A 25,097-nucleotide genomic window follows, 5' to 3' on the forward strand; every position below is an offset into this window, starting at 1 on the left:
CCTATTTTTTATTGTTATCTGTTTTTAAGATTGCTAAAAAAGCTTCTTGTGGCACCTCAACACTGCCGATCTGTTTCATTCTTTTTTTGCCCTCTTTTTGCTTCTTTAGCAATTTTTGGCGTCTTGTAACATCTCCACCATAAAGTTTAGCAGTTACGTCCTTACGATAAGCCTTAATTGTTTCTCTTGCGATAATTTTACCACCAATCGCCGCCTGAATCGGAATTTCAAAATTTTTTCTTGGTACTACCTCCTTAAGTTTTTCGGCTAATTCACGACTTTTATTGTATGCGAAATCACGATGAGCAATTAGCGCTAAAGCGTCAATTTTTTCCCCATTCAACATTATATCTACCTTAACAAGATCGCTTTCTCTTAAGCCAATATGTTCATAATCAAAAGAAGCATAACCTTTTGAGTAGCTTTTCATTAGATCAAAAAAATCGAATATAGTTTCATTTAGTGGAAGTTCATATATTAAACGTCTTCTTTTTTCATCTAAATACTCAATATTAATATACTTCCCTCTTTTTGATTGACAAAGTTCCATAATAGACCCAATATATTCCTCAGTTAACATAATTGATGCTCGGATATATGGTTCCTCAATAGTTTTAATATAACTACGATCAGGAAATAATGAAGGATTGGTAATATATTCAACCTCACCATTTGTTAGAGTAACAACAAATTCCACAGAAGGGGCAGTTGCTAATATATCAATGTTAAATTCTCTTTCAAGTCTTTCTTGTAAAACGTCCATATGTAATAGACCAAGAAAACCAATTCTAAAGCCAAATCCAAGGGCCTTTGAGGTTTCGGGTTCTCATATTATTGAAGAATCAGAAAGACTAATTTTTTCTAAAGCGTCCTTTAAGGCGTTATAATCCCTGTTATCAACGGGGAAAAATCCAGTATAAACAACAGGCTTCATTTTTTTATATCCAGCAAGAGGATAATCGACAGGATTATCTAACAAAGTTATAGTGTCACCAACAGCGACATCCTTAACATCCCTAATTGATGCAGTGATCCAACCAACTTCACCGGCAGAAAGTTTATCTCTTTTTTCTTCATAAGGATTCTTAACACCTAATTCTGTAACCATATATGATTTTTTGGTTTGCATAAAGTAAATGGTATCACCTGGTTTTACTTCACCATTAAAAATACGCGTATAGATAACAACCCCTCGATAATTATCAAAATAACTATCAAATATCAAACCTTTAAGAGGCTTGTTGGGATCAGCTTCTTTGGGAGCGGGTATTCTTTCAATAATTGCTTCAATAACATTATCGATATTCTTTCCTGTTTTAGCTGAAATTAAAATTGCATCACTTGCATCAATTCCAATTATACTTTCGATTTCTTTCTTAACTCTTTCCGGTTCTGAACTAATTAAGTCAATCTTGTTTATAACCGGTATTATCTCAAGATTATTTTCAATGGCTAAATAAACGTTAGCTAATGTTTGCGCTTGAATACCTTGTGTTGCATCAACTAATAAAATAGCCCCCTCACAGGCTGCTAGACTCCTACTTACTTCATAGGTAAAATCAACATGACCAGGTGTATCGATCAAATGAAAAATATAATCCTTATATTTAATCTGAACAGCATTTAATTTAATAGTAATTCCTCTTTCCTGCTCCAGATCCATCGAATCTAGAATTTGAGGTTTTGATTCACGCATTGTAATTGTATTAGTTTGTTCCAAAATACGATCTGCTAATGTACTTTTTCCATGGTCAATATGTGCAATTATTGCAAAGTTTCTAATTTTAGGATTCGTCATATTTTTATAATTATAAGTTTAAAATGGATTTTTAATACTTTTTTCTAATGATATTATTATATAATACTTCCATGCTATACGTTTTATATAACTCATTATCAAAAACAGGTAGAAATCAATCAAAAATATTCAATATTGTTTCCAAAATCGTCAAAATAATGAACGAGGATTCCTTAAAAATTATCAATGTAGCAAGTAGCAATAATAACAATTCCCTGCTAGACCGCCTTACTAACGAGGATAAAATTATAATCATTGGTGGTGATGGTACCCTAACACACATTATTAACACTTTAAAACAATCGTGCGCTAAACCAGAAATATATGCATATAAGGCGGGTACGGGAAATGATTTTGTGCGAAATGTTAAGATCCACCATAAACCAGAAAAAAGATCGCGACATCTTTACAAAATTAATGAGTTTATTGAAAAATTGCCAATAATTAAGTCAGGAAATACATATAGATATTTCTTAAATGGAACTGGTTTTGGAATTGATGCTCTAATTGCTAAAACTGTTAATGAAAAAAAGAAGTCAGGTGCAAGGGGTTCTTTTTTTCGAACAACAATTGAATGTTTAAAAAAATATAAGAGATTAAACAACATAAAGATTACTGTTGATAAAAAAGAGTATTTTTTTAATAACATAAATCTTGTTTCAGTAATGAATGGGCCTTATTATGGCGGAGGAATGAAAATTGCTCCAAATGCTGATATACTATCTGATAAATTATGTGTTATTGTCGTGCATGATTTAGCAATTACAAAACTTCTCGGTGCTTTTATGCTAGTCTACTCAGGAATGCATACTGCAATAAAAAACGTTGAACAAATATTTGGCAATGAAATCAAAATCGAAAATATAACCAATGATTTTTCGCAAATTGATGGCGAAATATTTGAAACTGGATCTATTATAGAATTTAAAAAATAATTTTTTTTTTTTTTTTTTGCTACAACTTAAGCTTTTAGAAGTTTTTATAACCAAAACAAGTTTAAACTACAAAACAATAATTAAAAATATTTGGACAAATATCCAAATATTTTAAAATTTTCATTAAATATTATAAAAAGGCAGAGTAGCAGCAGCAGCTGCGTGTGAGGCGAGACCAAAAATTAATGAAATAATTAAAATTGGTAATATTAATGAAACAACAATACCACCTATCGCCAATCCTTTACCAGATCCTCCAAGATTCTTAGATTGTACAAGACCAACAATACTAAAAGCCAAACCTAATAAAGGAATAAAAAACGCAAAAACCAATCCAAGAATCGCAAAAATATTGTTTTGTGTATTATTCTTTACTTGCTTATTAGAATTGTTAGAAAGATTTGCGCTGCAAATTGGACAAAACTTAACATATTCATCAAAATGCTTATTACATTTTCCACAGAATTTCATATTTTTAATATCCTTTCAATATATAAATAAATATAACATTATTAAATGTTACATATAAATAATACTATATATATATATATATATATATATATGAACGAATATCGTCTAAAACAGGGCGCTTTTTAGCTTTTCCTAGTGATTTTGCTATCAAGAAGGCAGTTGTTTATTGAAAGTATTCTATTGATTTATTTCCTATGTTTATCATAAAATTTTTATGTTTTAGAAAACAAAAAAACATCTTGAAATATAACAAGATATTTTTTGTTAAAACATTTTTTGTTTTCATTTTGATAAACTTCATTAATTATTATAGATTTTTAAATAACTGATAGCTTATTTTTTATTTGTTCTAATTCCTTAATTTTATGCTCTAATATTTTTGCTTTTGATAATACGTCCGTCGCCAAAAATGAAATTGCCTTATCCGTATTTTCAACACTTGCTTGAATATCTATAATTTGCTGTTTAAACGACTCTTTTTGCTTAAACAACGAAGCTAATTCATTTTTAGCATTTTGATATTTTTGTATTAACATTTCTTTTTGTTTATTTAAATCTTTATATTCACTGTCAATCTTATTAAGATTTTCTGAGTTCATAATTTGTTCTTTTTTATTTGCAATTTCTAGAACTTCTTCAAGTTTCGCTTTGTTAGATTCTAATGTTTCTTTTTCTTTAAATAGGTCTATATATTCTTGTTTTACTTGATTAAATTTTTGGGTTCTGTGCTCTACTAAAATGTTTGCGGCTTGAAAGTTATTTAAGGCATAATTGTAATTTTCTCTAGCCTTTGTTAGCTCTTTATAAGTTTCAGTAACCTTTTTTTGATTATTTATGTTTTTAGTACCAATCTTATTATTATATTCATCAAACGAAGCTCGAAAGGCTTCGTAAGCAATACGAACTTGCTTTTCAGTGTCTTCTAATTTTTTAGCTACAGAAGAAATTTTTTCATTTAAATCACTAATTTGTTCAGGAATTTGATTCGATAATTGGTTTTTAATGTTATTCATATTTTCCTTTGAACTCATAAAATCATGGTAATAATCTTGTGCCTCAGAAACCAACTCTTTTATTTCTTCAACATTTTTATTTTTATCTTTTAGCGCTTCATTTAATTTTTTATTAGTTTCCTCATACTCAGATTTTCATCTGTTAGCATCCTTACTATATCAAGATAATCGTTCCTCTAATTCGGATTTCCTTTCATTTATATGATCTAAATCTTGCATTAATGATTCATATTCTTTTCGAACTTTTTCCAATTCCTTTTCTTTTTCAGCAAATTGCTCGTGTACTTTTTCATGTTTAGGTCTGAGAACAAATCTTATATAACGACCAAACTCTGCCGCCGTTTCCTTAGCAGCAATGTGCTCATTAACTGCCTTTATAAGTTGTTCATTCATGTTTTTTAATTTTTCGCTAGCTATAACTAATTGTTTATCAGATTCTTGCTTTGCTAGTTCATTTTTTGTTAAGGCTTCCTGTTTTAAGAATATATCGTTTTCTTTTTGCTTGATTCTTTTCTTTATTTGTTCTAAATCAGATGCTACATTTAATCTATTTTGAGTAGTTTGATCTAATAACTTCTTAGATTTTTCAAGTTGTAGTGAGGTATTTGCAAGTTTTATATCTAAATTACTAATTTCATTCTTAAATTGTTTTATAGTTTGATTAAGACTAAAATCTTTGCTAGATAATTCACCTATTTCTTGATTAGTTAAATCAAGATTTTTAATTAAATCTTTTTGTTTAATTTTAGTGTTATTTAATGTATGCTGTGCTTTTATTAGTATTTTCTTTGCAACTTCAATCTCTTGTTCCTTCTGTTTAATGATCGAAATCCTATTATTTAATAAATTTTGATTTTTATTAACTAGTGAAACATAAGTTAATGTTGCTCCGGCAGTAACTACCAGCCCTGATGCAATCGCAAGGTATATTCCTAATTTATTTTTTTTAGTTCTTCTCATAAAAATAACTCCTCAATGAATAAAAAATGGATTATATTTCACCACATATTAAATTAAACTAGATAAATTTTAGTCAAGATTTTAAACCATAAGTTTATTTACGGGTGGATCTTATATGATAATTATATATATAGTACGCAAAAAAATGACTTTTGATATGTACCCTCTTTACTGGACAAATAAAAACCAGTAAGGAGGGTTATTTTTATGCGCTATGATTACGAATTTAAAAGAAAGTGTGTTGAAATGTATCGACAAGATATATCCCCAGACACGCCTGATGGTTTTTCAAAAAAATTATTTAGAGACACAGTTCGAAAATGGGTCAGAATCGAAGATGCACGTGGACCTGAAGCATTAAAGCACAAATTACAAAATAAAGCTTGGTCTTCAGAAGAAAAGCATGAGTTAGTATCTCGAGTGCTTGCAGGAAATTCGATTAGTTCTGTTGCGATTAATGCAGGAATAAGTGAAGGAATTCTATATCAATGGGTTCGCAAATATGAAATTTATGGATATAATGGTCTTATCGATAAAAAGAAAGGGCATAAATCAAGGAATCCAGATATGAAAAAGATTAATCATAACAATCGCATAAAACTTGAAGAATCCGAATACGAAGAATTAATTCGTTTAAGAGCAGAAAATGAATATATCAAGGCAGAAAACGAAGTAATAAAAAAAGAGATCGCCTTGAGAGAAGAAATGAAAGCTGCACTACTCAAGGCGAAAAATCAGCACTCATCAAAGAACTCCGTGAAAAAGGATATCAATTAAAACATCTTCTTAAAGCTACCCGAATGGCAAAATCAACTTATTACTTTGAGATAAATAAGGTAGATGTTATAGAATTAAGAAACGAAGAATTATTAAATGAAATCAAAGATATCTTTAATGAACATAAAGGAAGATATGGGGTAAGGCGTATTCACCAGGAACTTTTAAAAAGAGGTTATCAGGTTAATCATAAAAGAGTTCAACGTCTTATGCATAAAGCATCTCTATTAGGAAAGCGACCAAAAGAGAAGTATCATTCTTACATGGGAGAAGTTGGAAAGATTGTTGATAATGCAATAGACAGAGACTTTCGTACAACTGCGCCTTTGCAGAAATGGACTATAGATGTATCACAATTTAACTTCTCATGGGGTAAATGTTACTTGTCTCCTATATTAGATATGCATACAAATGAAGTTGTGTCATATAACTTAGCATTACATCCAAACTTAGAACAGGTGAAGAGAATGTTGGACAATGCATTTGATAAGTTCTCAAATGTAGAAGGCTTAATATTTAACTCTGATCAAGGGTGACAGTATCAACATGCTTATTATAGAAACAGATTAAAAGAAAAAGGGATTATTCAATCAATGTCTAGAAAGGGAAACTGTTATGACAATTGTATTATGGAGACTTTCTTTGGCAGAATGAAAAATGAGATGTATTATGCTTTTGAAAAAGACTTTGAATCTTTCCAATCTTTTTCAAAAGCTGTAGATGAATATATGGATTATTATAACAATAAAAGAATTCAGGCAAAAACAAAATGGATGCCTCCTGTAAAATACAGGAAAACATCCATTTGTGTTGCCTAGTTAATAAATATGTGTCCAGGATTCTGGGTACATACCATTTTTTGATAATTAAAGCTTATTTTTTAGCTTGTTTTCTTTCTTTCGGAGTTAATATCATTTCGAAATTCACAATAGAGTTATTTTTACTTCTTCTTTTTTCAATTAACAATAATATGACCTTATGAACAAAATAAATAGGAATAATAATTAATGGAAGGCCAAGCCCATAAGCAAGCAATGTCGGTGATGATGAAATATCCTCATATCCCTTAAATGCTATTGTTATTTTTTGAACAAGGGCAACAAGCAATAAAAATGACAATGAGAAGATAACAGATGTATAAACCTTTCAATAATATAGTGGATTTGAAAGAATTATTGGTTTTTTAGACATTAAATTAACGGAGTTAAAAGCTGACGTAATACCAAGAATTAAAAAGGCAATAGTTGAAGCGGCACTAATTATTTGATCAGGCCCAAGACCCTGATTATAAGCCCATAAAGCACCCAAATAATAGCCAATCATTGATATAATACCTATTAAGATGCCCTGCCATAAAATATTTATACCCATTTTATTAGCAAATATTGACTCATATTTTGAAAGAGGACGTCGATTCATATAATCCTCTTTTGTATCTTGTAGTCCTAAAGCGATGGCCGGAAAACCATGGGTAAATAAGTTAATTCATAAAAGTTGTGTTGCTGATAAAATATATATTTCTTTATTCTTCAAAACATCTCAATTATGAAATACAGCCTTAAATATCAACAATCCAAGAAAAACTAATATAATTTCAGCAACAGAAGTAATTAGCAAATTCTGAATTACATTTTTTATTTTTTGATATATTGAACGACCGTTTTTTACTGCTGAAACAATTGTCGTAAAATTATCATCAGCTAGTATCATATTGGCTGCTTGCTTTGAGGCTTCTGTACCAGTAATGCCCATCGCACAGCCAATATCAGATGCCTTTAAGGCAGGAGCATCATTGACTCCATCGCCGGTCATTGCTACAACTTGATTTCTTTTTTGTCAAGCATTTACAATTCTAAGTTTATCTTCTGGTTTAACGCGAGCATAAACTGAGTATTTCTCAATATTTTGGCTTAATTCTTGATCGCTAATTTTATCTAAATCTATGCCAGTTATTGCTAGATCGCCTTCATTAAAAATATTTAATTTTTTAGCAATTGAAATGGCTGTATTTATATTATCACCAGTAATCATTACTGGTTTGATACCAGCTTGACGACAAATTGAAATTGCGTCTCTTGCCTCTTCTCTAGGAGGATCAATCATAGCAACTAAACCTTCGAAATGTAAATTATTCTCTAGAAAATCAAGTTGATCACTATTATTCTTAGCTAGCAATTCCTCTAAAGTTGATTTAGTTATTTCTTTAGATGCAACCGCTAATACTCGGTATGACTCATTTGACCATTGATTATTAATATGAAAAATGCTATTTTTTTCATAAATAGTTGTTAATGTTCTATTAACTAAAACATCAGGTGCACCTTTAACGATAACTATATATTTATCGCCAATCTTATTGATAGTAGTCATCAATTTACGATCAGAATCAAATGGTCAAACATGAATACGCTTGTATTGTGATTCAAGTTTAGCCTTGGTCATAAATTTTGAATGCTTATATAATTCATATAAAAACGATGACTCTGTAGGATCGCCAACAACCTTAAATTCTCCATTATCTAGTGATAAATTTGCCTCTGAACAAAGTGAACCGTACTCAATAATTTTTAGATATTTTTCATTCATCGATGTATCACTGAGTTTTTTATTATCTGAGCTAAAAATGTCAACAATTGTCATTTTATTTTGAGTTAAAGTACCTGTTTTATCAGAGCAAATAACTGCACAGCTGCCAAGAGATTCAACTGCCATCAAATCCTTGACAATTGCTTGTTTCTTAGCCATTCTTTGAACTCCTATTGCCAAAATAATTGAAGTAAATGCAATTAAACCTTCAGGAATGGCGGCGACGGCTAGCGAAACTCCGTTAACAATAACTGTACTTCAAAAGGTCATTTCCTTATACAAAGAAGGGCTTGAGACAGCAAACAAAATTTGTGCTAGCATGCTACATAAAAATAATCCAAGTCCTACATATCCAAATATTTTTCCTAATTTGTTAATTTTAATTTGTAGCGGACTCATAGCCTCTTTTTGATTACTTACAAGTGATGAAATTTTACCAAGCTCGGTTTGTTGTCCAATGGCACTAACGACATAATAACCAGTTCCGCTAGCAATAATTGAAGATGAATATAACATAAATTTACGATCAGCTAAAGGTAAATCTAAATTCCTCTTGAAATTATAATCTTTTATTGCCGGTTCACTTTCGCCCGTCAGCGAGGATTCGATTGACGATAAATTCGAAGAAAATAATAAATAACCATCAGCAGGCACCACATCGCCAGCTTCTAGCAATATAACATCTCCAATTGTAACATCTTTTGAATCTATTGAAATCAATATACCATCACGGATAACTTTGGCCTGCAAGGGATTTAATTTACTTAATGCATCAACAGCCTTTGCACTTTTTATTTCCTGAATTGCACCAACAAGAGAATTTGTTAAGACTACAAACAATATAATTGATGGCTCAATAAATTCAACAACTAATTCTGTATTAAAGTTTCATTGCCTATTAGATGCGCTAATAATTGCAAAAATATATGATAACAATGCAGCAAACAACAAAATAATTACAAGGATATCTTTAAATTGAGTTAAATATGTAAAAAAAGGATTTATTTTCTTTGTTTTTTTTAATTCATTTAAACCAAATATTTCCTGGCGATGAGCAGCTTCGGCTGAAGTTAACCCTTCTTTTATCCTAGTATCTAACATATCATCATTAATTTCTGGGTATTTTTCGATCTTTTCTTTTTTCATAAGTTACCTTTTTATTTTACAAAACAGTGGAAATAATTTTATTGATATATTTTTAAAATTTTACATTATTTTTATAGTTTTTAAGGGGAGTAAAAAAAATAATGAATCCGTTTTAATAAAATACAAAAATATAAAAACCAGCACTTTAAAATAAGTGCTAGTTTTTATTTTTTTGGAATTAACGAGCTGTTTCAAATGTATTAATAACTAAATTATTTAATTCATTTGCTTCTTTAGCTAATTCTAATCTGCATGGGCAGTAATATTCTGCTTCACATTCGCAGTATTGACCAGCAAGAATTTTTGATAATTTTTCTCTTCTTCATAGAGCTAATTGTTTTTCAATAGGTGTTGAAGCAAAGAAAATTACCATATATAGAACAAATAACGCTGATGTTGCACCATATCCAACTAAGTCAGAAACAAAGTTTGCCTTATCAGATCCTTGAGCTGTGAAGTATTTAGCAAGTGTCAATCCAAGTGAAACAAATGGATCTAACATGTAGAATACTAATGTTGTTATAACCATAACAACAGCAATAATACCTGCTCATACTGTGTGTTTGTTCTTTTGAACAGCAATAAAGTTTTTCTTTCTGTTTTCAAGAGCACCAACAACTGCTAATGCAATAAACATAAATGCAAATACAGCCATTCAGTTAGCCATTAAGTCTGAGAATGACAATAATGTACCAATGTCGTATCCGTATCCTGTTCCATAACCAGTGATGTCGATATATGCATACGATCCAATTGCTGTAAATACAACCATAAATGGTAGAGATAATAATAAACAGAATAGAGTTCCAACGATTGGCATTTTACTGTTTTTCATATATCTGTATACTGAAGCAGGAACATAAATTTCCCCTTCTTTAATTAAGTCTTCTACGAAACGAGTTGCTCATAATGAGAATCCATTTAGAATACCTATAACACCAATAGCAATAAATACATTAATTAGACCAAATGCTCAACCATGACCTTTTCCTGCTAATAAATCACCAAAGTCATAGAAACCACCTGACTTAGCACCAAGTGACATAGCTGCAGCAATAACAATGTAAATACCAGTCATTGATAATAGACCAATAACTAAAGCTGCAGGAGTTTTTTCAGGATTCTTCATTTCTGATTGAATACCAGCAGAAACATAGAAACCATCAAATGCAAAGAAGATACCTGCAATTGATCCAAATATACCTAGAACTGGAGTTAATTTTAAGAAGTTTGTAGAATCTTTGTTAAATAATGTTTCCTTAGTAATAGGGGTTCAGATATCTGCATTTCCTTCTTTTACACGTAATCCTAGGAAGATAAATCCAACAATTACGATAGCTACTAATGGGATAAACTTAACTGATGTTATTATTAAGTTTTGAATGTTTCCAGCACGACCACTTAAACCAGCTGAAAATAGCATTCATATTGTTAATACTAGTCCAATAACGAAGTAAATTCATGGAGCAGCATGTGATCCACCAAAGTTTGGAGTTAATCCAAATCCAGAAGCTGCGTCTTGGAATTGAAGTATTACATAATAAGGCATAAAGAAGTATGTAAATGGTAGATATAAGTAAGTCATAAAGAACTTATTAGCCTTATATATGGCTAGCGTGTTAAACGCCTTAGATCAACCAATCATACCTAAGTTGTCATTACGACCTGACGCTACTTCAACTAAAGCAAGAGCTAAAGTAACAACAGCAAAACCGGCAATTAATCATGTCGCTAATGATAGAGCGATATTTCCGGCAGAGTATTCTAGAACTGCTTTAGATCTTAAGAAGATACCAACACCAATCGAACCACCAAGTACGACCATGATTGCTGCAAAGAAACTTATTTTTTTCTTTGTGTCAGAAGTAACAACCATTTGTTCTTCGGCCATCATATATTTCCTTTCATATAAATTAAAAAATAAATAAAATTCGAACTTTAGATACACCAACATTTATATGTCTCTATGTCCCACAAAAGATGTATCCAAATTAATATTATATTGTTTTTTAAAAAATGTTAAAATAATTCACGATAGCAAGGTCTTTTTAATAGAAGAGCTTAATACATTGATTCTATAAAATTAATATTAAGAGGGTATAATGAATAAAATAATTTTTGTAATTGATATGCTAAACGGTTTTTGTAACAAAGGGAAAATGGCAAGCATTCATATCAATAATCTAATCCCAAAGATTGAAAAGTATTTATTTAAAAATAAAAATGAAAAAATGTTATTTGTTTGCGACTCACACAAGGAAAATGACGTAGAAATGCAATCATACCCTTTACATTGTTTAGAAGAAACATGAGAAGCTGAAATAGTAGACGAACTAAAACCATATGTAACCAATGTTATTAAAAAAAACTCAACCAACGCTTTTTTTGCCTTTGTTAAATCAGGTTTGATTGACTTAATTTATAAATATGATGTATTTGAAATCCTAGGATGTTGCACTGATATTTGCATATTGCAATTTGCCCTTACCTTGAAAACATATCTTAATTTTAAGGGTTTAGATAAGGAAATTATCATTTATAAAGAACTTGTTGATACATTTGAAAATGAAAATCATAGTAGAAAAACATATCATGATTTTGCACTTGAATTAATGAAAAACAGTGGTATAAAAATTAAATAAAGTAGGCCTTTGAGATGCCTACTTTTTTGGATATTTCATTTTTAAAATAATATGGCGGGCAATAAGGGATTTGAACCCTTGCGAGCTATTAACTCCTAACAATTTTCGAGACTGTCCCCTTCGGCCGCTTGGGTAATTGCCCTTTTTTAACAATATAAATTATAAACAAAAAACTATTTAAGCATTTTATTTTAATTTTATCTTTATATACTTCTTACCAAACATATTACTTTCGTAACTTGTTTATTTAAAAAATTCTAATATTATTATCAAAAGTGCCCGAATTCTTAGCTGCGCAAATAATTTAAATTAGATTAGTATTGATACTAACCGCCAAATATTTTTTTATAGCAATGAAGAATTATATTAATTATGCTAACTTACGAAATTGTTTTTGGTTTCTTATGTTGGTTCTCTTCAGTCACATTTCTTAATCAATTAACCTTAGCTGCTACAATTTCAAATATCCCTCATCTAACGAAATCAATTGAAAAATATAGAAAATATGACAATTCGAGGCTCAAAGAGCTTGTATGATTATTTCGTAGCGGTATAATGATTACAAATGTTAGGATTATTAATCACATAAATGATAATCAATGCGCAGATAACATAGTTAATGAACCAACAATATTCCTTCCGCCAGCCCCTGGCAATGCAGCAGCTGTATAGAACCAACACCAAATAGGATTAATAAATAAAAATGTTAATGATGTAAGCAAAAATATTCTAGTAAATGTTGATGCAACCTGAGCTTTCATTAGACTTATTCATTCCAAAACAACGGGCAATCTAAGAAATTCAATAATCTCCCTATTGCCGAAATCTGATTGTCCATTTCTAACATCTTTAAGCATTTGAGTTACCTTATTAATTATTTGCGGATCAATTACTCCAGATTTTAGTTGAACATCAAACACTGATTGTATTAACTTTGGGTCACTTGATCTTAAATAAAACTCAATATTATGCGAAATAGATTCCTGCGTCCCTTTTGATGTAGCAGGTGAATAGGCAATACCAAAAATAACGCCTAACATAATCAATGACATACAAAAACCTGAAATAGTATGAAAACCCCTTAGAGCATAACCGTGTTTTTTTGCCTCTTCAAAATTATTTTTACCTAGATTACCAGCGACAAAATATGAAACATTAGATGAACAGGCAGAGGTAATGGCCGATGTTATTGATGAGAGACTCTCAACTAAACCTAAAATTGTAACTGCGTTAATTCCCATTCACTTTTCCCCGATTCCGGAACCGTTTGCCAAATCATCCGGAAAGGCTCTAGCCCAAATGATCATTCTAATAGGTAGAATAACCATTGCAACAATTGTTATTAACATAGCAGGTATGCGTTTTAATATTTGCTTTGCAATCGGCCTAGTTATATAGTGAATTTTGAAAATGTTAATAAATATTGGTCTATCCTTATAGTAAGTTAATAAGGAATCTGACAACAAACATACCAATCCACTAACAATAGAACCAAAAGCCGCATAATAAGCATGACCCTTAAATGCATACAACAAAATAGAATTTATTGTAGCATTTGTAGCAAGAGTTAGACATGCTGAAATAAAAGCTAGATTTGAATGGCCAGTTTCATTGAGTTGCATATTCGTGTTAAAGTTAAAGGATGTCAAAACTCACGAAATTGCAATAAGCATTAAATACATTCTTGCTTCATTTAGAGCTGCACCCTTAATCTTGGCACCGCCAATAAGATGTATCAATGCAGTCGGCTGACTTCAAGAAGCCACAGCAAGCAAAATACTTATAAATAAATACATCCATATTCTAAGGTTCATAATTTGTTTAACCTTATCAAAGTCTTTTCTACCATAATATTGGCCAACAAACATACCTGCAATACCTTGTATAGCAAAAAATATTGTATATATAATTCCAGTGTAAGTATTGGCGTAAGTTAAGGCATCAATTCCCGAAGGGATGTGGCTTACCATAAAGTTATCTAAAAAACCATTTAAGCAAAACAAAATTTCACCAATAATTATTGGCCATGTTTTTGAAAAATAGAGCTTTAAATCATGCTTAGATTGAGGCAGCAATCTTCTCAAATAATGCTTTTTTTCTTTCTTTAAAACATTAGATGACATAATTACTCCTTTCTAAAATATTTAAAATTTAAATTAAAGAATTCAAATCTTCTCCTTAATTTCTTTTAGTGTCAAATTATCATCAAAATCAATATTTTTTATTAACTTTAAAAAATCTTTTTTATATAAATATCTTTTTATTAACAAATCTGTTCTTTCTGGGTCAGAAGCTAAAAATATCATTTTATTAACATCATCACCTGAATAATGTCTAAGTTCCTTAATAACTAAATTTTTATTAAGATTGAGCATATATTTCTTTCTTTTATCATTGGCTCTTAAATGTGAAACTGAATTAACATACAACCAAAAGCCTACAAAAGCAGCAATTGCACCGTTTCGACCTGCAGTTCGTTTTTTTAATGATATAACGTCAGACTGATTAATAGCCTTCTTTATATTAGGAAAATATTCCTTACTAAATTTTGGCCCTGTGAGTTTAGATAAAGATAAAACAGGACATGAGGGATCTAATAATGGATTAACCAAATTTTTTGGAAACAATTTTATTAATATTTGTTTTTCTAATGTTGGGTTATGTCCTATAAATGTAATTTCATTAATATCAATTTTTGAATTAATATCGTATATATGTTTTATTATATTTTGCTTCAATGTTGATCAAATGCCTTTTATTGATTTAATTTTTAAAAAATCAATAATAAATGTTCTTGTTTCGAATTTTCCATTTTGATTTAAAGCACCCACTGTATAAGCAAAGGGAGTATTAACTGGAATTGCTAATAATCTTGCAAAAGGATTTGATATCGCTTCAAAATCAATATATACATATTTACTATTCATAATTAGAATTATAGCACTTTTATCAGAATCGAAGGTTCTAAGAAACATTTGACAATATTTTTGATTTAAAATTAAGTATATTTTTTAAAAATGTTTTTATAAAAAATACAATTACTTCCAAATTTTAATTTTTGTAACTACTTATTTTATAAGTAAATTTGTAATATAATATTATGGCTATGGAATTAAAAAAATATATTAGAACAGTTGAAAACTTTCCTGAACCAGGTGTTAAATTTAAGGATATATCTCTTCTTTTGGCTAACGGTAATGCCCTAAATTACACAATTAATACTATGTCAGAATTAGCTAAAGATGCAGACATTATCGTCGGACCAGACGCTAGAGGATTCCTTTTTGGCACTCCTGTAGCCGCTAAATTATCTAAACCTTTTATTATGGTAAGAAAAAAGGGGAAACTGCCTGGCGAAGTTATTAGTTGTGCTTATGGTTTAGAGTATGGGCGCTCAATCCTGGAAATTCAAAAGGGATTAGTAAAACCGGGACAAAAAGCAGTTATTATTGACGATGTTCTAGCTACCGGAGGAACCTTAGAAGCAATAACAAAATTGTTAAAAGATCAAGGAGTTGAAATCCTAAAAATTATTGTGCTAATGGAACTTGACGGTTTTAATGCAAGAAAAAGATTGAACTGTGAAATTGATAGCTTAATTTTTATAGATAAAGATAATAATAAGTAAGTTCTGCTAGAACTTATTTTTTGTATAATTTAATTTTATCGAGGAGGTATTAATGAAAAAATATAGTAAATATGAAGAAATTGAGTCAGAATATCGCTTTGACCTGGAAGATATTTTAGGTAATAAAACATATCAGCAACTTTTTGATGAATATTTTGCCTTGTTTGAGAAACAAATAGAAATAAAAGATTCAAAATATGATAATTTTGATAATTTTGTTGCTTCAATAAAACTAAATGAGGAATTCATTTTGTTGAGTAATAAAATTGAAAATTATCTATCGAATAAATTAAATATAAACATTATTGATCCTAAAATCAATGAGATGATAGCAACTTTTGAAGCAACAAATGCCAAATACGCAAAAAGATTGGGCTCAGAAATTAATCGTATTGATCGACATAAACAAAAAATTAAGGAATGGCTAAATAAACCAGAATTAAAGGAAGTAAAAAAAGATCTTGAGGCAATATTGCTTGAACTAGATCATAAATTGGATGATAAGATTGAAACATATTTAAATGATACAATCTCTGGTCATCCAGATGTAACTGAATTGTTTGGTGTTTTAACCGATAGTGAAATTACATTTGGCTATGCACACGATAGACATGGCAAAAAACATGAAATTACAAGAGCAAGCATGCAATCATTTAGAAAACACGCTGATGAACGAGTAAGAAAAGAAAGCTATTTTAACTATTTGAATGGTTATTTAAAACATAAACAAATTTTAGCCAAAATGTTATATCAATATATCAAGGAGTTATCGGTTAATGCCCTACATCGAAAATATCCTTCAACGCTTGATTCAATTTTAATGAATGACCATGTTGACAAAAAATTGCTTGAAATTATTTATGAAAGCGTAATTTCAAATATAGATATATTTAAAAAATATCATAATGCGCATGCTAAATTCTTTGAAGCTAAATTCAATAAAAAAATGGAATTATGAGATACTTCACTTGATTTGATAAAAATCAAGAATTCATATTCAATTAAGGATGGCCAAAAAATATTAAAAGACATAACCTCGGTAATGCCATATGAATACCCAAAAATAGTTGATAGAGCTATCAAAGAAAGATGAATAGATTATATAAATGTTCCCTCAAAAAGATCGGGAGCATATTCAATTGGTTCAACGCATGGAATTAATAAGCTTTATATTTTAATGAACTGAGATAATACATTCAACTCTGTGAACACCTTATGCCATGAAATGGGACACTCAATGCATTCATATTTTTCAAATAAAAACCAAAGTGTATATCGAAGCCAATACACTATATTCATAGCCGAAATAGCTTCAATATTTAATGAGTTATTACTAAATGATTATTTAATTTCAAAAGCAAAAACAGATGAAGAAAAATTCTTTTTACTTAATGAAAGTATTAATGACTTTGTCGTCACAGTATTAAGACAAACACATTGGTCTAATTTTGAATATGAGTTATATAATCGCATTGATAATAATGAACCTCTTAATTCATATGAAGCTATTGAAAAAATTTATGTTGATGTATCAAAAAAATATCAAATAAGTGAAAATGAAGTAAAAATTGGCAATCCAATAAATATTCATAGCGTTATGGTGCCGCATTTCTTTTCATATTTTTATGTTTATAAATATGCACTCGGTTACATTGTAGCAAACTTCTTCTTTCAAAAATATAAAGTCGAAGGAAAAAGCGCATTAGAAAATTATGTTAACAACTTTCTATCAGCAGGGGATAAAGATTGACCGGTTAATGTCTTAAGGGACGCTGGTGTCGATGTATATTCAAAAGAAATTTATAATATGGCTTTCGAAATTCTTGATGACAAGGTTAATGAGTATATAAAATTAGGAAACAAAATTTTTACAAAAAATAAATAAATAAAAAACTCACAATTAATTTTGTGAGTTTTAGTTTTTAAAATAAATATTTATTTTTATTTTGAATCATCAACATAGACAATTGTGAATCTAAGCGGTTCGCCGCCAAATTCTTCATCGAATAAAGTTTTTATATAAGCCTTATCGGCGCTTGTTTTGTATAATCTCAAGGCTCTTACATATTTTGCAAGATCAAATTTCTTTAAAATAGCTTCATTTTGAAACAAAGCCGGATAAATATGAGAATATGTAAAAATTGAGACTTCTGAATTTCCGTCAGATTTTTTAGTAATCGATAATTCAAGAATAATACCTTGCTTAGTTAATAAATAAACATCATAGGAATCTTTATTATTTTGTGAACTTTCTTCAATAACATATTGAAGCATTTCATTTGTTTTAGGACGATTAAATGACCCTAGATCCAAACTGTTTTTTTGAAGCTCTTTACTTAAAATGTCAGTAATACCTTTAAATTGATTAAAAGCTTCATAAAGAGCAAACGTAAATCGATCAAGATTAAACAAAAACCATAATCAATTATCTTTAAAAAGTTTAGCTAATTCAGGGCGATATTTTTCCAAAGCAATGACCTTATTCTTTGAATTAAAATTATCATTTGATTTAAAAAATGCAATAACATTATTTGCATAAAGCAAATAATCTTTAATCTCGGTTAAATAGTTATCATTTATCCTTTTTTGTTTTTGTATATAGGCATTTTTATCAGCGTTGTTTTTAAAGGCTAAATCAAGAAGTGAATTAACATATTCATATTTCAAAAAAACATCTCATTTTTTCTCTTTTTCATCATTAACAGCTATGGGGGATAATTTAGATTTGTTATTTTGCTGACTCGTATTTTGGCATGATATAACAGCAATTGGTGCAAATAATGTAGCAAGAGCTAAGCCAGAAAGAATTATTTTTTTTCGCTTCATAATATTATATGTCCTTCAATATTAATAAACCAAGTGCTGGAAAATTATAGTTCTTAACAACAACATTCTCAAAAGCATCAAATCCACGTTTGTTATGATGAATAATCGCATTGTGAACAGCATCTGAAACTAACTTAATTGATATCTTCGAAGATATTGATTTAGGAAAATAAATCATTCTATCAAAAGTCAAAAAACTTTTATCACTTTTATTTTTAGAAATCAAAATTCTTAATAAGAACTTGTTTTTCTTAAGATAAAAAATATCATCTTTGGATTCAGGAGATTCATCTCCTTCCCTCAATTGATCCCAGTTGTTATCAATAAAATTTGCATCATTTGGTTCAAATTTTTCTGCGTGGTTTTTTAAAGCTGCTATAAATTCATCGCTATGCTTAACTTGACCAAAATCCGGAAATTTTCATCAATCCAAAAAAGTTCATGTAAATCTTTTAATGTTTTTTATAACAAATAGTCAATTTTTAGAATAAAAATCCCTTAAATTTTCAATGTTTTCCTCATTATTTTCATTGGTAAACTTTTTGGTTATTTTTTTTGCTTCATCAAAAAGTTTCTTCTCATCTTTTTGAGACTCAAGAAAATTTGTTTTTGCTACTTCATCGCCTTTAAATCTTAGGTCTATTAACTGCTTTATCAATAAGCTGGTTCTCTCTTCATCAGGATTTTCAATATTAGGAATATATTCAAAACCTTTAGGGATATTATTTCTTAATTGAGTGCTTGGCTCATTATTAATACATGAAACTAGCCCATATGATAAAGGTAAGACTGAAATAAATGAAGTAGATAAAATAATCTTATTAATTTTTTTCATCGATAAACCTCATAGTAAATTTAAATATTTTAAGTTCTTCTTTATTTATTTCATTTAAAACATCAGCTAGATCATCATTATATTGATATATTGCGTGAAATTCAATATATTTTTCATCAATGTATGGCTTAATAAAAGTTTTTTCATCAAATGGCTCATTTTCTAGTTCGGCATCTTCTTTTGCTGATTCTAAATTCGATTTGAAAGTTTTAACACGCTTCTCAAAAATTTTTTCTTCTAGTTGTTTTAGTTGATCTTCAATATTCATTTCATTTTTAAAAATAAGAATGTCTGGAACTATCAAAAGTTTAGGAATTCCCTTATCTATAAATTTCCAAATCTTAATTACCTTGTTATTATCAAATAAAAGATAAACAATTTCCTTGTCTGTGAAGACATTATATTTTTTAAGTTCAGGTATATCCTTAAAAGGCATTTTAATCAATTTTTTAGGTGTATTATCTCGCACGCTAATAGAAAGAGAATTAAATTTTTTTCTAACCTCATTAAAGTATTCTTGCTCTTTGGCAAAAGTTTTATATCTATCGCCATAAGGATTAAAAATGTACTTAAATTTAGATAAATTATTCAACGTTCAATATCAATCATTCGATAATGTATTTTTAATAACCTGCATTGAAGTCAACGCCAAAGGGCGATAATCTTGGTTTTTATGAACGCTATTTTGAATAAATACGGGATCATAAACAAAAGCATATTTTAATTCGTTAAATTTAGAATCTGATTTATTTTCTTGTTGAAAAATGTAAATATTTTTTTCATTAAGATTATTTTTAGCAAAGAAATCAAGCAATAAACTAATTGATTCATTTCTATAATATTCTTTTCTTTGTTTTTTAGGAAAATCGATAGAAGTATCTTTAATATTATTTATGTTAGCACAGCTAATAGCACAAAGCGGTAATATCGGCAAAACCAAGCTAGTTAGATATAACTTTTTCATAAAATAGTTTTTCTAATGGTTCTTTTTTAATTCCGGTATATAAGATATTGCCATTATGTATTAGGGTTACAGAGTTAACATATTTATCGATTTCAGCCAAAACATGGGAACTAATTAAAATTGTAATTTTTTCATTTTCATTAATATCTTTTAACAATGAAAAAAGTTCAAATCTAGCTGTCGGGTCCAAATTAGCTGCTGGTTCATCGAGAATTAATAGTTTGGGCTTATGCAATAGTGCTTGAATTAATAAAATCTTCTTTTTTTGTCCAGAAGAAAATGTATAAGGTCTTTCATATAATAACTGTTCTATATTAAAAAATTTAAGGTAGTTTTTAATTTCATTAATAGCATCAGTTTTTTTGATATTCGATAGTATTGAAAGATTGTAAAGATAATCAAAAACGGTTAATTCTTTCGGAAATTCAGCAACTTCTGGAACATATCCAATAATTGAACGTGCTTCTGCTTTTTTAATATTAATATTATTTATTAAAATATCACCCTCATAATTTGCATATGCGCCAATAATTGTTTTTATTGTTGTTGTTTTACCGGCACCGTTTTCTCCGATAAAGGCATGAAATGCACCATGCTTTATAGCAAAATTAATTGATTTAATTCCGCGATCAGTTTTTGGAAAGATTTTTTTTAGATTAATGATTTCTAGAATATTTTCCATAATTACTTGTAATCCTTTCTCTTGTATAAAGCAAAAACTGAAGCAAATAATACACCAATCAAAATTGCTCATAAAATAAAGTAAACATTTTTATTAACAATTTGTTTTTCACGATTTATAGCAAACACTTTGTCCGCAGATTGGAAAAGATAGTTTGTAGGACTTGTTGTTAACTCGTATCTAATTAAAACTTTTTCATTCTTAACAAAAAGTCTCTTTTCAAACCCTGCATATCCTCCGATGTAATAATTGAAACCAGCTATTTTTAATTCAATTTGATTATCGCCATATGAACTTGAACTTTTTGGATTTTTTATAACTGCTTCAAAAATTTTATTATTTTGGTAATTAAAATATATATAGTTTAGTAATGCAACGCCTAAATATATTTTTCTCTCTATTTCTGATTGCAATTTCTTTTCTTTAACAGCGTTTTCGTTGAATATTGTAACATTTGAATTCAAATATTGATTAATTGGACTTTCTAAATTATTTATAAAAGTAGAAATACCTTTTGTTAATTCATTATGCAAATCAATAACATTTTCAGATGTTTTATTCTTTATAAAATCATCAACAAATCTTTTAGCTATATTGTTAAAAATTTTATCATTTAATGCTTCATAAACATATTGTCATTTTAATCTCCCTACAATATTGTTTTCGGCAGAAAATTGTGAGTTATCCTCAGGGAATGAAATATTAACGCTGGATGCTCCCTCTCTCGCATAAATAATATCAGTATTAATAGTATTAGGTATAACTGAATTAGATTTTAACAACCCTGGAACAATATACTTTTCAATATTACCTTCTTTGGATGTAGCCGTAAATTTAGGCAATTTAGGATTTTCGTCTAACTTATATTTATATAAAATGCTATCTAGATTGTTATAATAAATATAATTATCTTGATTTGAGTATTTAGTTTTGCTAATTGACTCAAAAACATTTTGGTTTTTAGTATTAAAAATATCTAGTAATTGATATGGAATAGATAATCATGAATAAAATTGCCACTCACTCGATGAATTATTAGCAAGTTTCATTACCTCTCTAAGATATGAAACTTGCTCGTTTGAAAATTGCTTATTTTGAGATCCGTTGGGAATAATTAACAACTCATCCTTATTATTGTTTATAAAATATGGTTCAACATTTGCTTCATTGCCAGAAAAGTGATATGGATATTTCTTATTAATAAAGTAAGCAGCGTTATTAACGTTTGTTGTTGCGTTAGCTGACAATAAAGAACCACCAAGAGCTAATGGAATAAAAAACACCAAAGGCAATGTAATAGCAATTTTTTGGCTTAGCTTATATCCTATTAGCGCTGTAATTAAAGCAATCATTAAGTAAGATGCTAAGGAGATAACAAAAAATAATAGCGAATATAAAAACAGATTTGCTCCTGAATATAATGCGTATGTTGACAATAATGAAGAAATAAAAAGAACTGTTGATCATAATAAACCGAAGTATATTAATGATAATAATTTACCTAAAACCAACCCTTTTCTTGAGATCGGTTTAGCAATGCTAACAAGCTCTAATCCTTCCTGTTCGAAATCTTTAAAAATATTTAGCGCCTTAATAGATGCAAATAATACAGTTACTATAAGAACAGAAAAAATATAAAGATATGAAGCAAGCGTCAAATATTTTTCGCTAATCACAAATTTAAATACAAAACCAACTATAAATGAAAAAATTAAAGTTATAGCAGGAATGATAATCGAACTTTTCTTCTTAAAAACAGTATTAAATGCAAATTTCGAATATTTAAATGCTGAAGTTTTCATTTTTTAGACCTTTCAAATTTATAATATATAATTATATATTAAATTAGTAATAATACATATTTTTTATAATTATAATTATATTTTTAATGCAATTTTTTAAACAAAAATGTAAACAAAAAACCACTAATAAGTGGTTTTTAATATATTATAAATTAGTTCATTTCAGTATTATTCTCATCTGTTTGTGGGGTCGTATTTTGTTGTTGTTGCTGTTGTTGTTTCTTTATGAACTCCATAGCTTGAGACATTTTTTGTTCAAAATCATTTATTTTCTTTTCTAATTCATCATAATTTTTATCATTCAATTCTTTTTGGATATCTTCCTTAACCTTTTTAATTTCAGAAAGTTGTGATTCCTCTATTTTTTTAGCTTCTTCTGATTCAAGAGTTTTGTCAATTTGATGAATTAATTGTTCTGCTCTAACAGTCAATTCAATTTCGCGACGTTTTTTCTGATCAGCTTCTCTATTAAGTTCGGCTTCTTGCACCATTTTTTCAACATCTTCCTTCGATAATGAAGATGTATTTTGAATAGTAATGCTTTGTTCTTGATTTGTCTTTTTATCTTTGGCTGTAACCTTGGTAATACCATTAACATCAATTGAAAAACTTACTTCAATTTGTGGTACTCCTCTTGGTGCAGGGCTTATTCCGCTAAGATCAAATCTTCCCAAAAATTTATTATCTTGTGCCATTTGTCTTTCACCTTGTGTAACAACAATCGATACAGAGGTTTGATTATCTGCGGCAGTTGAAAAGATTTGACTTCTTGTTACAGGAATAGTAGTATTTCTTGGGATTAAGGGTGCGACAATATCTCCCTCAACAACAATACCTAGGGTCAACGGAGTAACATCAAGCAATAGAACATCTTGAATATCGCCAGCAAGAACTGCACCCTGAATAGCAGCACCAACACTAACTACCTCATCAGGATTAATTGAATTATTTGGTTTTTTGCCAGTAATATCAGAAACTATTTTTTGAACAGCTGGCATTCTTGTTGAACCACCGACCAATAAAACTTCGGTAATGTCATTTCAATTTAATTTTGCTTCATTTAATGCATCAAGCAATGGCTTTTTAGTTTTTTCTAATAAGTCCGAAGTCATTGCCTCAAATTCTGATCTTTTTAGCTCTAATTCAACATTAATTGGACCATTTTCATTCATAGCTAAAAATGGAAGTGAAATGTTTGCAACCAATGATTCTGAAAGTGAAATTTTTGCTCTTTCTGCTTCTTCTTTCAATCTAGCCATTGCCATCTTATCATTTCTAGCATCGTATTTATACTTATTGCTTATTTCTTTAATTAGTCAATCAACAATTTTGTGGTCTCAATCGTCACCACCTAAATGATTATCGCCAGAGGTTGATAACACTTCAAATGTTCCATTTTCCATTTCAAGAATAGAAACGTCAAAAGTACCGCCCCCAAGATCAAATACTAATATTTTGTGATTTTCATCCTTTGACTTATCTAACCCAAATGCTAATGCTGCTGCAGTTGGTTCGTTGATAATTCTAACAACATCTAGACCTGCAATAATACCGGCATTTTTAGTTGCTTCACGTTGCGCATTATCAAAATACGCTGGAACTGTAATAACTGCTTTTTTAACTGCGCTCCCAATTTTCTTTTGCGCATATTCTTTCATATATGAAAGAATTAAGGCACTAATTTCCTCAGGTTTATAATCTTTTTGATTTGCTTTAACAGTTTTTGAACCACCCATTAATCTTTTAATTGAGGCAATACTATCTGGATTTGTCTCTAATTGTCTTTTTGCACTCTCACCAATTATTGTTTCGCCGTTTTTAAAGGCAACAACAGATGGGGTAGTTCTCTTACCATTTGGATTTTCTAAAACCTTAGGAGTTCCGTTTTCAACAATCGAAACCACAGAGTTAGTTGTACCAAGGTCAATTCCTAAAATAACTTCTTTTGTCATATTCTTTATCTCCTTTTTTAAAATTTAAGATTAAGATTTTTTACATATTTAAATCATCTTTCAATAATTTATAAAATAAT

General features: G+C 29.2%; 18 protein-coding genes, 1 tRNA gene and 1 pseudogene. 6 read left to right on the plus strand and 14 right to left on the minus strand.

The genetic code is table 4. The features are described from left to right. Position 1 precedes the first annotated feature (1 nt). Positions 2-1,798 (minus strand): translation elongation factor 4, encoded by a 1,797-nt coding sequence (gene lepA, locus ACT1UH_RS02180; RefSeq protein WP_438340365.1) that lies wholly within the window; start codon positions 1,796-1,798, stop codon positions 2-4. Positions 1,799-1,869: 71 nt separating this feature from the next. Here lepA and ACT1UH_RS02185 point away from each other — a divergent pair, with 71 nt between their 5' ends. After that, entirely contained in the window at positions 1,870-2,733 is an 864-nt protein-coding gene (locus tag ACT1UH_RS02185) for a diacylglycerol/lipid kinase family protein (protein ID WP_444704817.1), read from the plus strand. A 123-nt stretch (positions 2,734-2,856) separates the two neighbouring features. Here ACT1UH_RS02185 and ACT1UH_RS02190 read toward each other — a convergent pair whose 3' ends face one another. Together ACT1UH_RS02190 and ACT1UH_RS02195 are read right to left on the minus strand one after the other, a co-directional pair. Continuing rightward, positions 2,857-3,204 carry a hypothetical protein gene (locus ACT1UH_RS02190; protein ID WP_444704818.1) on the minus strand — a complete coding sequence of 116 codons (348 nt, stop codon included), beginning with the start codon at positions 3,202-3,204 and terminating at the stop codon, positions 2,857-2,859. Between the two features lie 317 nt (positions 3,205-3,521). Further along, positions 3,522-5,177, minus strand: a complete 1,656-nt coding sequence (locus ACT1UH_RS02195) for a hypothetical protein (RefSeq protein WP_444704819.1) — start codon at positions 5,175-5,177, stop codon at positions 3,522-3,524. Positions 5,178-5,423: 246 nt separating this feature from the next. Here ACT1UH_RS02195 and ACT1UH_RS02200 point away from each other — a divergent pair. Both ACT1UH_RS02200 and ACT1UH_RS02205 read left to right on the plus strand, forming a co-directional pair. Continuing rightward, positions 5,424-5,729 (plus strand): annotated as a pseudogene (locus ACT1UH_RS02200) (helix-turn-helix domain-containing protein); the annotation flags it as partial. A 98-nt stretch (positions 5,730-5,827) separates the two neighbouring features. Further along, entirely contained in the window at positions 5,828-6,772 is a 945-nt protein-coding gene (locus ACT1UH_RS02205; protein ID WP_444705178.1) for an IS3 family transposase, read from the plus strand. A 55-nt stretch (positions 6,773-6,827) separates the two neighbouring features. Here the strand turns inward: ACT1UH_RS02205 and ACT1UH_RS02210 are convergent, their stop codons facing one another. Together ACT1UH_RS02210 and ACT1UH_RS02215 are read right to left on the minus strand one after the other, a co-directional pair. Then, positions 6,828-9,686 carry a cation-translocating P-type ATPase gene (locus ACT1UH_RS02210; RefSeq protein ID WP_444704820.1) on the minus strand — a complete coding sequence of 953 codons (2,859 nt, stop codon included), beginning with the start codon at positions 9,684-9,686 and terminating at the stop codon, positions 6,828-6,830. 178 nt (positions 9,687-9,864) lie between these two features. Further along, positions 9,865-11,580 (minus strand): APC family permease, encoded by a 1,716-nt coding sequence (locus tag ACT1UH_RS02215; RefSeq protein ID WP_444704821.1) that lies wholly within the window; start codon positions 11,578-11,580, stop codon positions 9,865-9,867. A 208-nt stretch (positions 11,581-11,788) separates the two neighbouring features. On the opposite strand from ACT1UH_RS02215, the gene ACT1UH_RS02220 reads away from it, so the two are divergent. Then, positions 11,789-12,328 (plus strand): isochorismatase family cysteine hydrolase, encoded by a 540-nt coding sequence (locus ACT1UH_RS02220; protein ID WP_444704822.1) that lies wholly within the window; start codon positions 11,789-11,791, stop codon positions 12,326-12,328. 52 nt (positions 12,329-12,380) lie between these two features. On the opposite strand, the gene ACT1UH_RS02225 is transcribed toward ACT1UH_RS02220, so the two are convergent. The 3 genes from ACT1UH_RS02225 to ACT1UH_RS02235 all read right to left on the minus strand — a co-directional run bounded on the left by ACT1UH_RS02225 (position 12,381) and on the right by ACT1UH_RS02235 (position 15,255). Then, positions 12,381-12,470: transfer RNA gene (locus tag ACT1UH_RS02225), tRNA-Ser, on the minus strand. A 238-nt stretch (positions 12,471-12,708) separates the two neighbouring features. Beyond that, the gene (locus tag ACT1UH_RS02230) at positions 12,709-14,451 is read right to left on the minus strand and encodes an MATE family efflux transporter (RefSeq protein ID WP_438340372.1); all 1,743 of its coding nucleotides are present in this window, start codon (positions 14,449-14,451) and stop codon (positions 12,709-12,711) included. 33 nt (positions 14,452-14,484) lie between these two features. After that, entirely contained in the window at positions 14,485-15,255 is a 771-nt protein-coding gene (locus ACT1UH_RS02235; protein WP_438340373.1) for a hypothetical protein, read from the minus strand. Positions 15,256-15,428: 173 nt separating this feature from the next. On the opposite strand from ACT1UH_RS02235, the gene ACT1UH_RS02240 reads away from it, so the two are divergent. Both ACT1UH_RS02240 and pepF read left to right on the plus strand, forming a co-directional pair. Continuing rightward, positions 15,429-15,956 carry an adenine phosphoribosyltransferase gene (locus tag ACT1UH_RS02240; protein ID WP_444704823.1) on the plus strand — a complete coding sequence of 176 codons (528 nt, stop codon included), beginning with the start codon at positions 15,429-15,431 and terminating at the stop codon, positions 15,954-15,956. A gap of 52 nt (positions 15,957-16,008) precedes the next feature. After that, a complete protein-coding gene (pepF, locus tag ACT1UH_RS02245) occupies positions 16,009-17,841 on the plus strand; it encodes an oligoendopeptidase F (protein ID WP_438340375.1) in 1,833 nt (610 codons plus the stop codon). Between the two features lie 56 nt (positions 17,842-17,897). Here the strand turns inward: pepF and ACT1UH_RS02250 are convergent, their stop codons facing one another. From ACT1UH_RS02250 to dnaK, 6 genes are all read right to left on the minus strand, one after another. Further along, on the minus strand, positions 17,898-18,782 hold the full coding sequence (locus ACT1UH_RS02250) for an aromatic motif membrane protein (protein ID WP_444704824.1): 885 nt from the start codon (positions 18,780-18,782) through the stop codon (positions 17,898-17,900). A 4-nt stretch (positions 18,783-18,786) separates the two neighbouring features. Continuing rightward, positions 18,787-19,617 (minus strand): aromatic motif membrane protein, encoded by an 831-nt coding sequence (locus ACT1UH_RS02255; RefSeq protein WP_444704825.1) that lies wholly within the window; start codon positions 19,615-19,617, stop codon positions 18,787-18,789. Continuing rightward, positions 19,604-20,581, minus strand: a complete 978-nt coding sequence (locus ACT1UH_RS02260; protein ID WP_444704826.1) for an aromatic motif membrane protein — start codon at positions 20,579-20,581, stop codon at positions 19,604-19,606. Before ACT1UH_RS02260 ends, ACT1UH_RS02255 begins: the two co-directional genes overlap by 14 nt. Continuing rightward, on the minus strand, positions 20,559-21,263 hold the full coding sequence (locus tag ACT1UH_RS02265) for an ABC transporter ATP-binding protein (protein WP_438340379.1): 705 nt from the start codon (positions 21,261-21,263) through the stop codon (positions 20,559-20,561). Before ACT1UH_RS02265 ends, ACT1UH_RS02260 begins: the two co-directional genes overlap by 23 nt. Before the next feature lie 2 nt (positions 21,264-21,265). Beyond that, a complete protein-coding gene (locus ACT1UH_RS02270) occupies positions 21,266-23,065 on the minus strand; it encodes an ABC transporter permease (RefSeq protein ID WP_444704827.1) in 1,800 nt (599 codons plus the stop codon). A 152-nt stretch (positions 23,066-23,217) separates the two neighbouring features. Continuing rightward, positions 23,218-25,017: a molecular chaperone DnaK gene (gene dnaK, locus ACT1UH_RS02275; RefSeq protein ID WP_438340381.1), complete on the minus strand. Its 1,800-nt coding sequence runs from the start codon at positions 25,015-25,017 to the stop codon at positions 23,218-23,220. Positions 25,018-25,097 lie beyond the last annotated feature (80 nt).

This window comes from Mycoplasma sp. 332, from assembly GCF_052378275.1.
Taxonomy (GTDB): domain Bacteria; phylum Bacillota_I; class Bacilli_A; order Mycoplasmatales; family Metamycoplasmataceae; genus Metamycoplasma.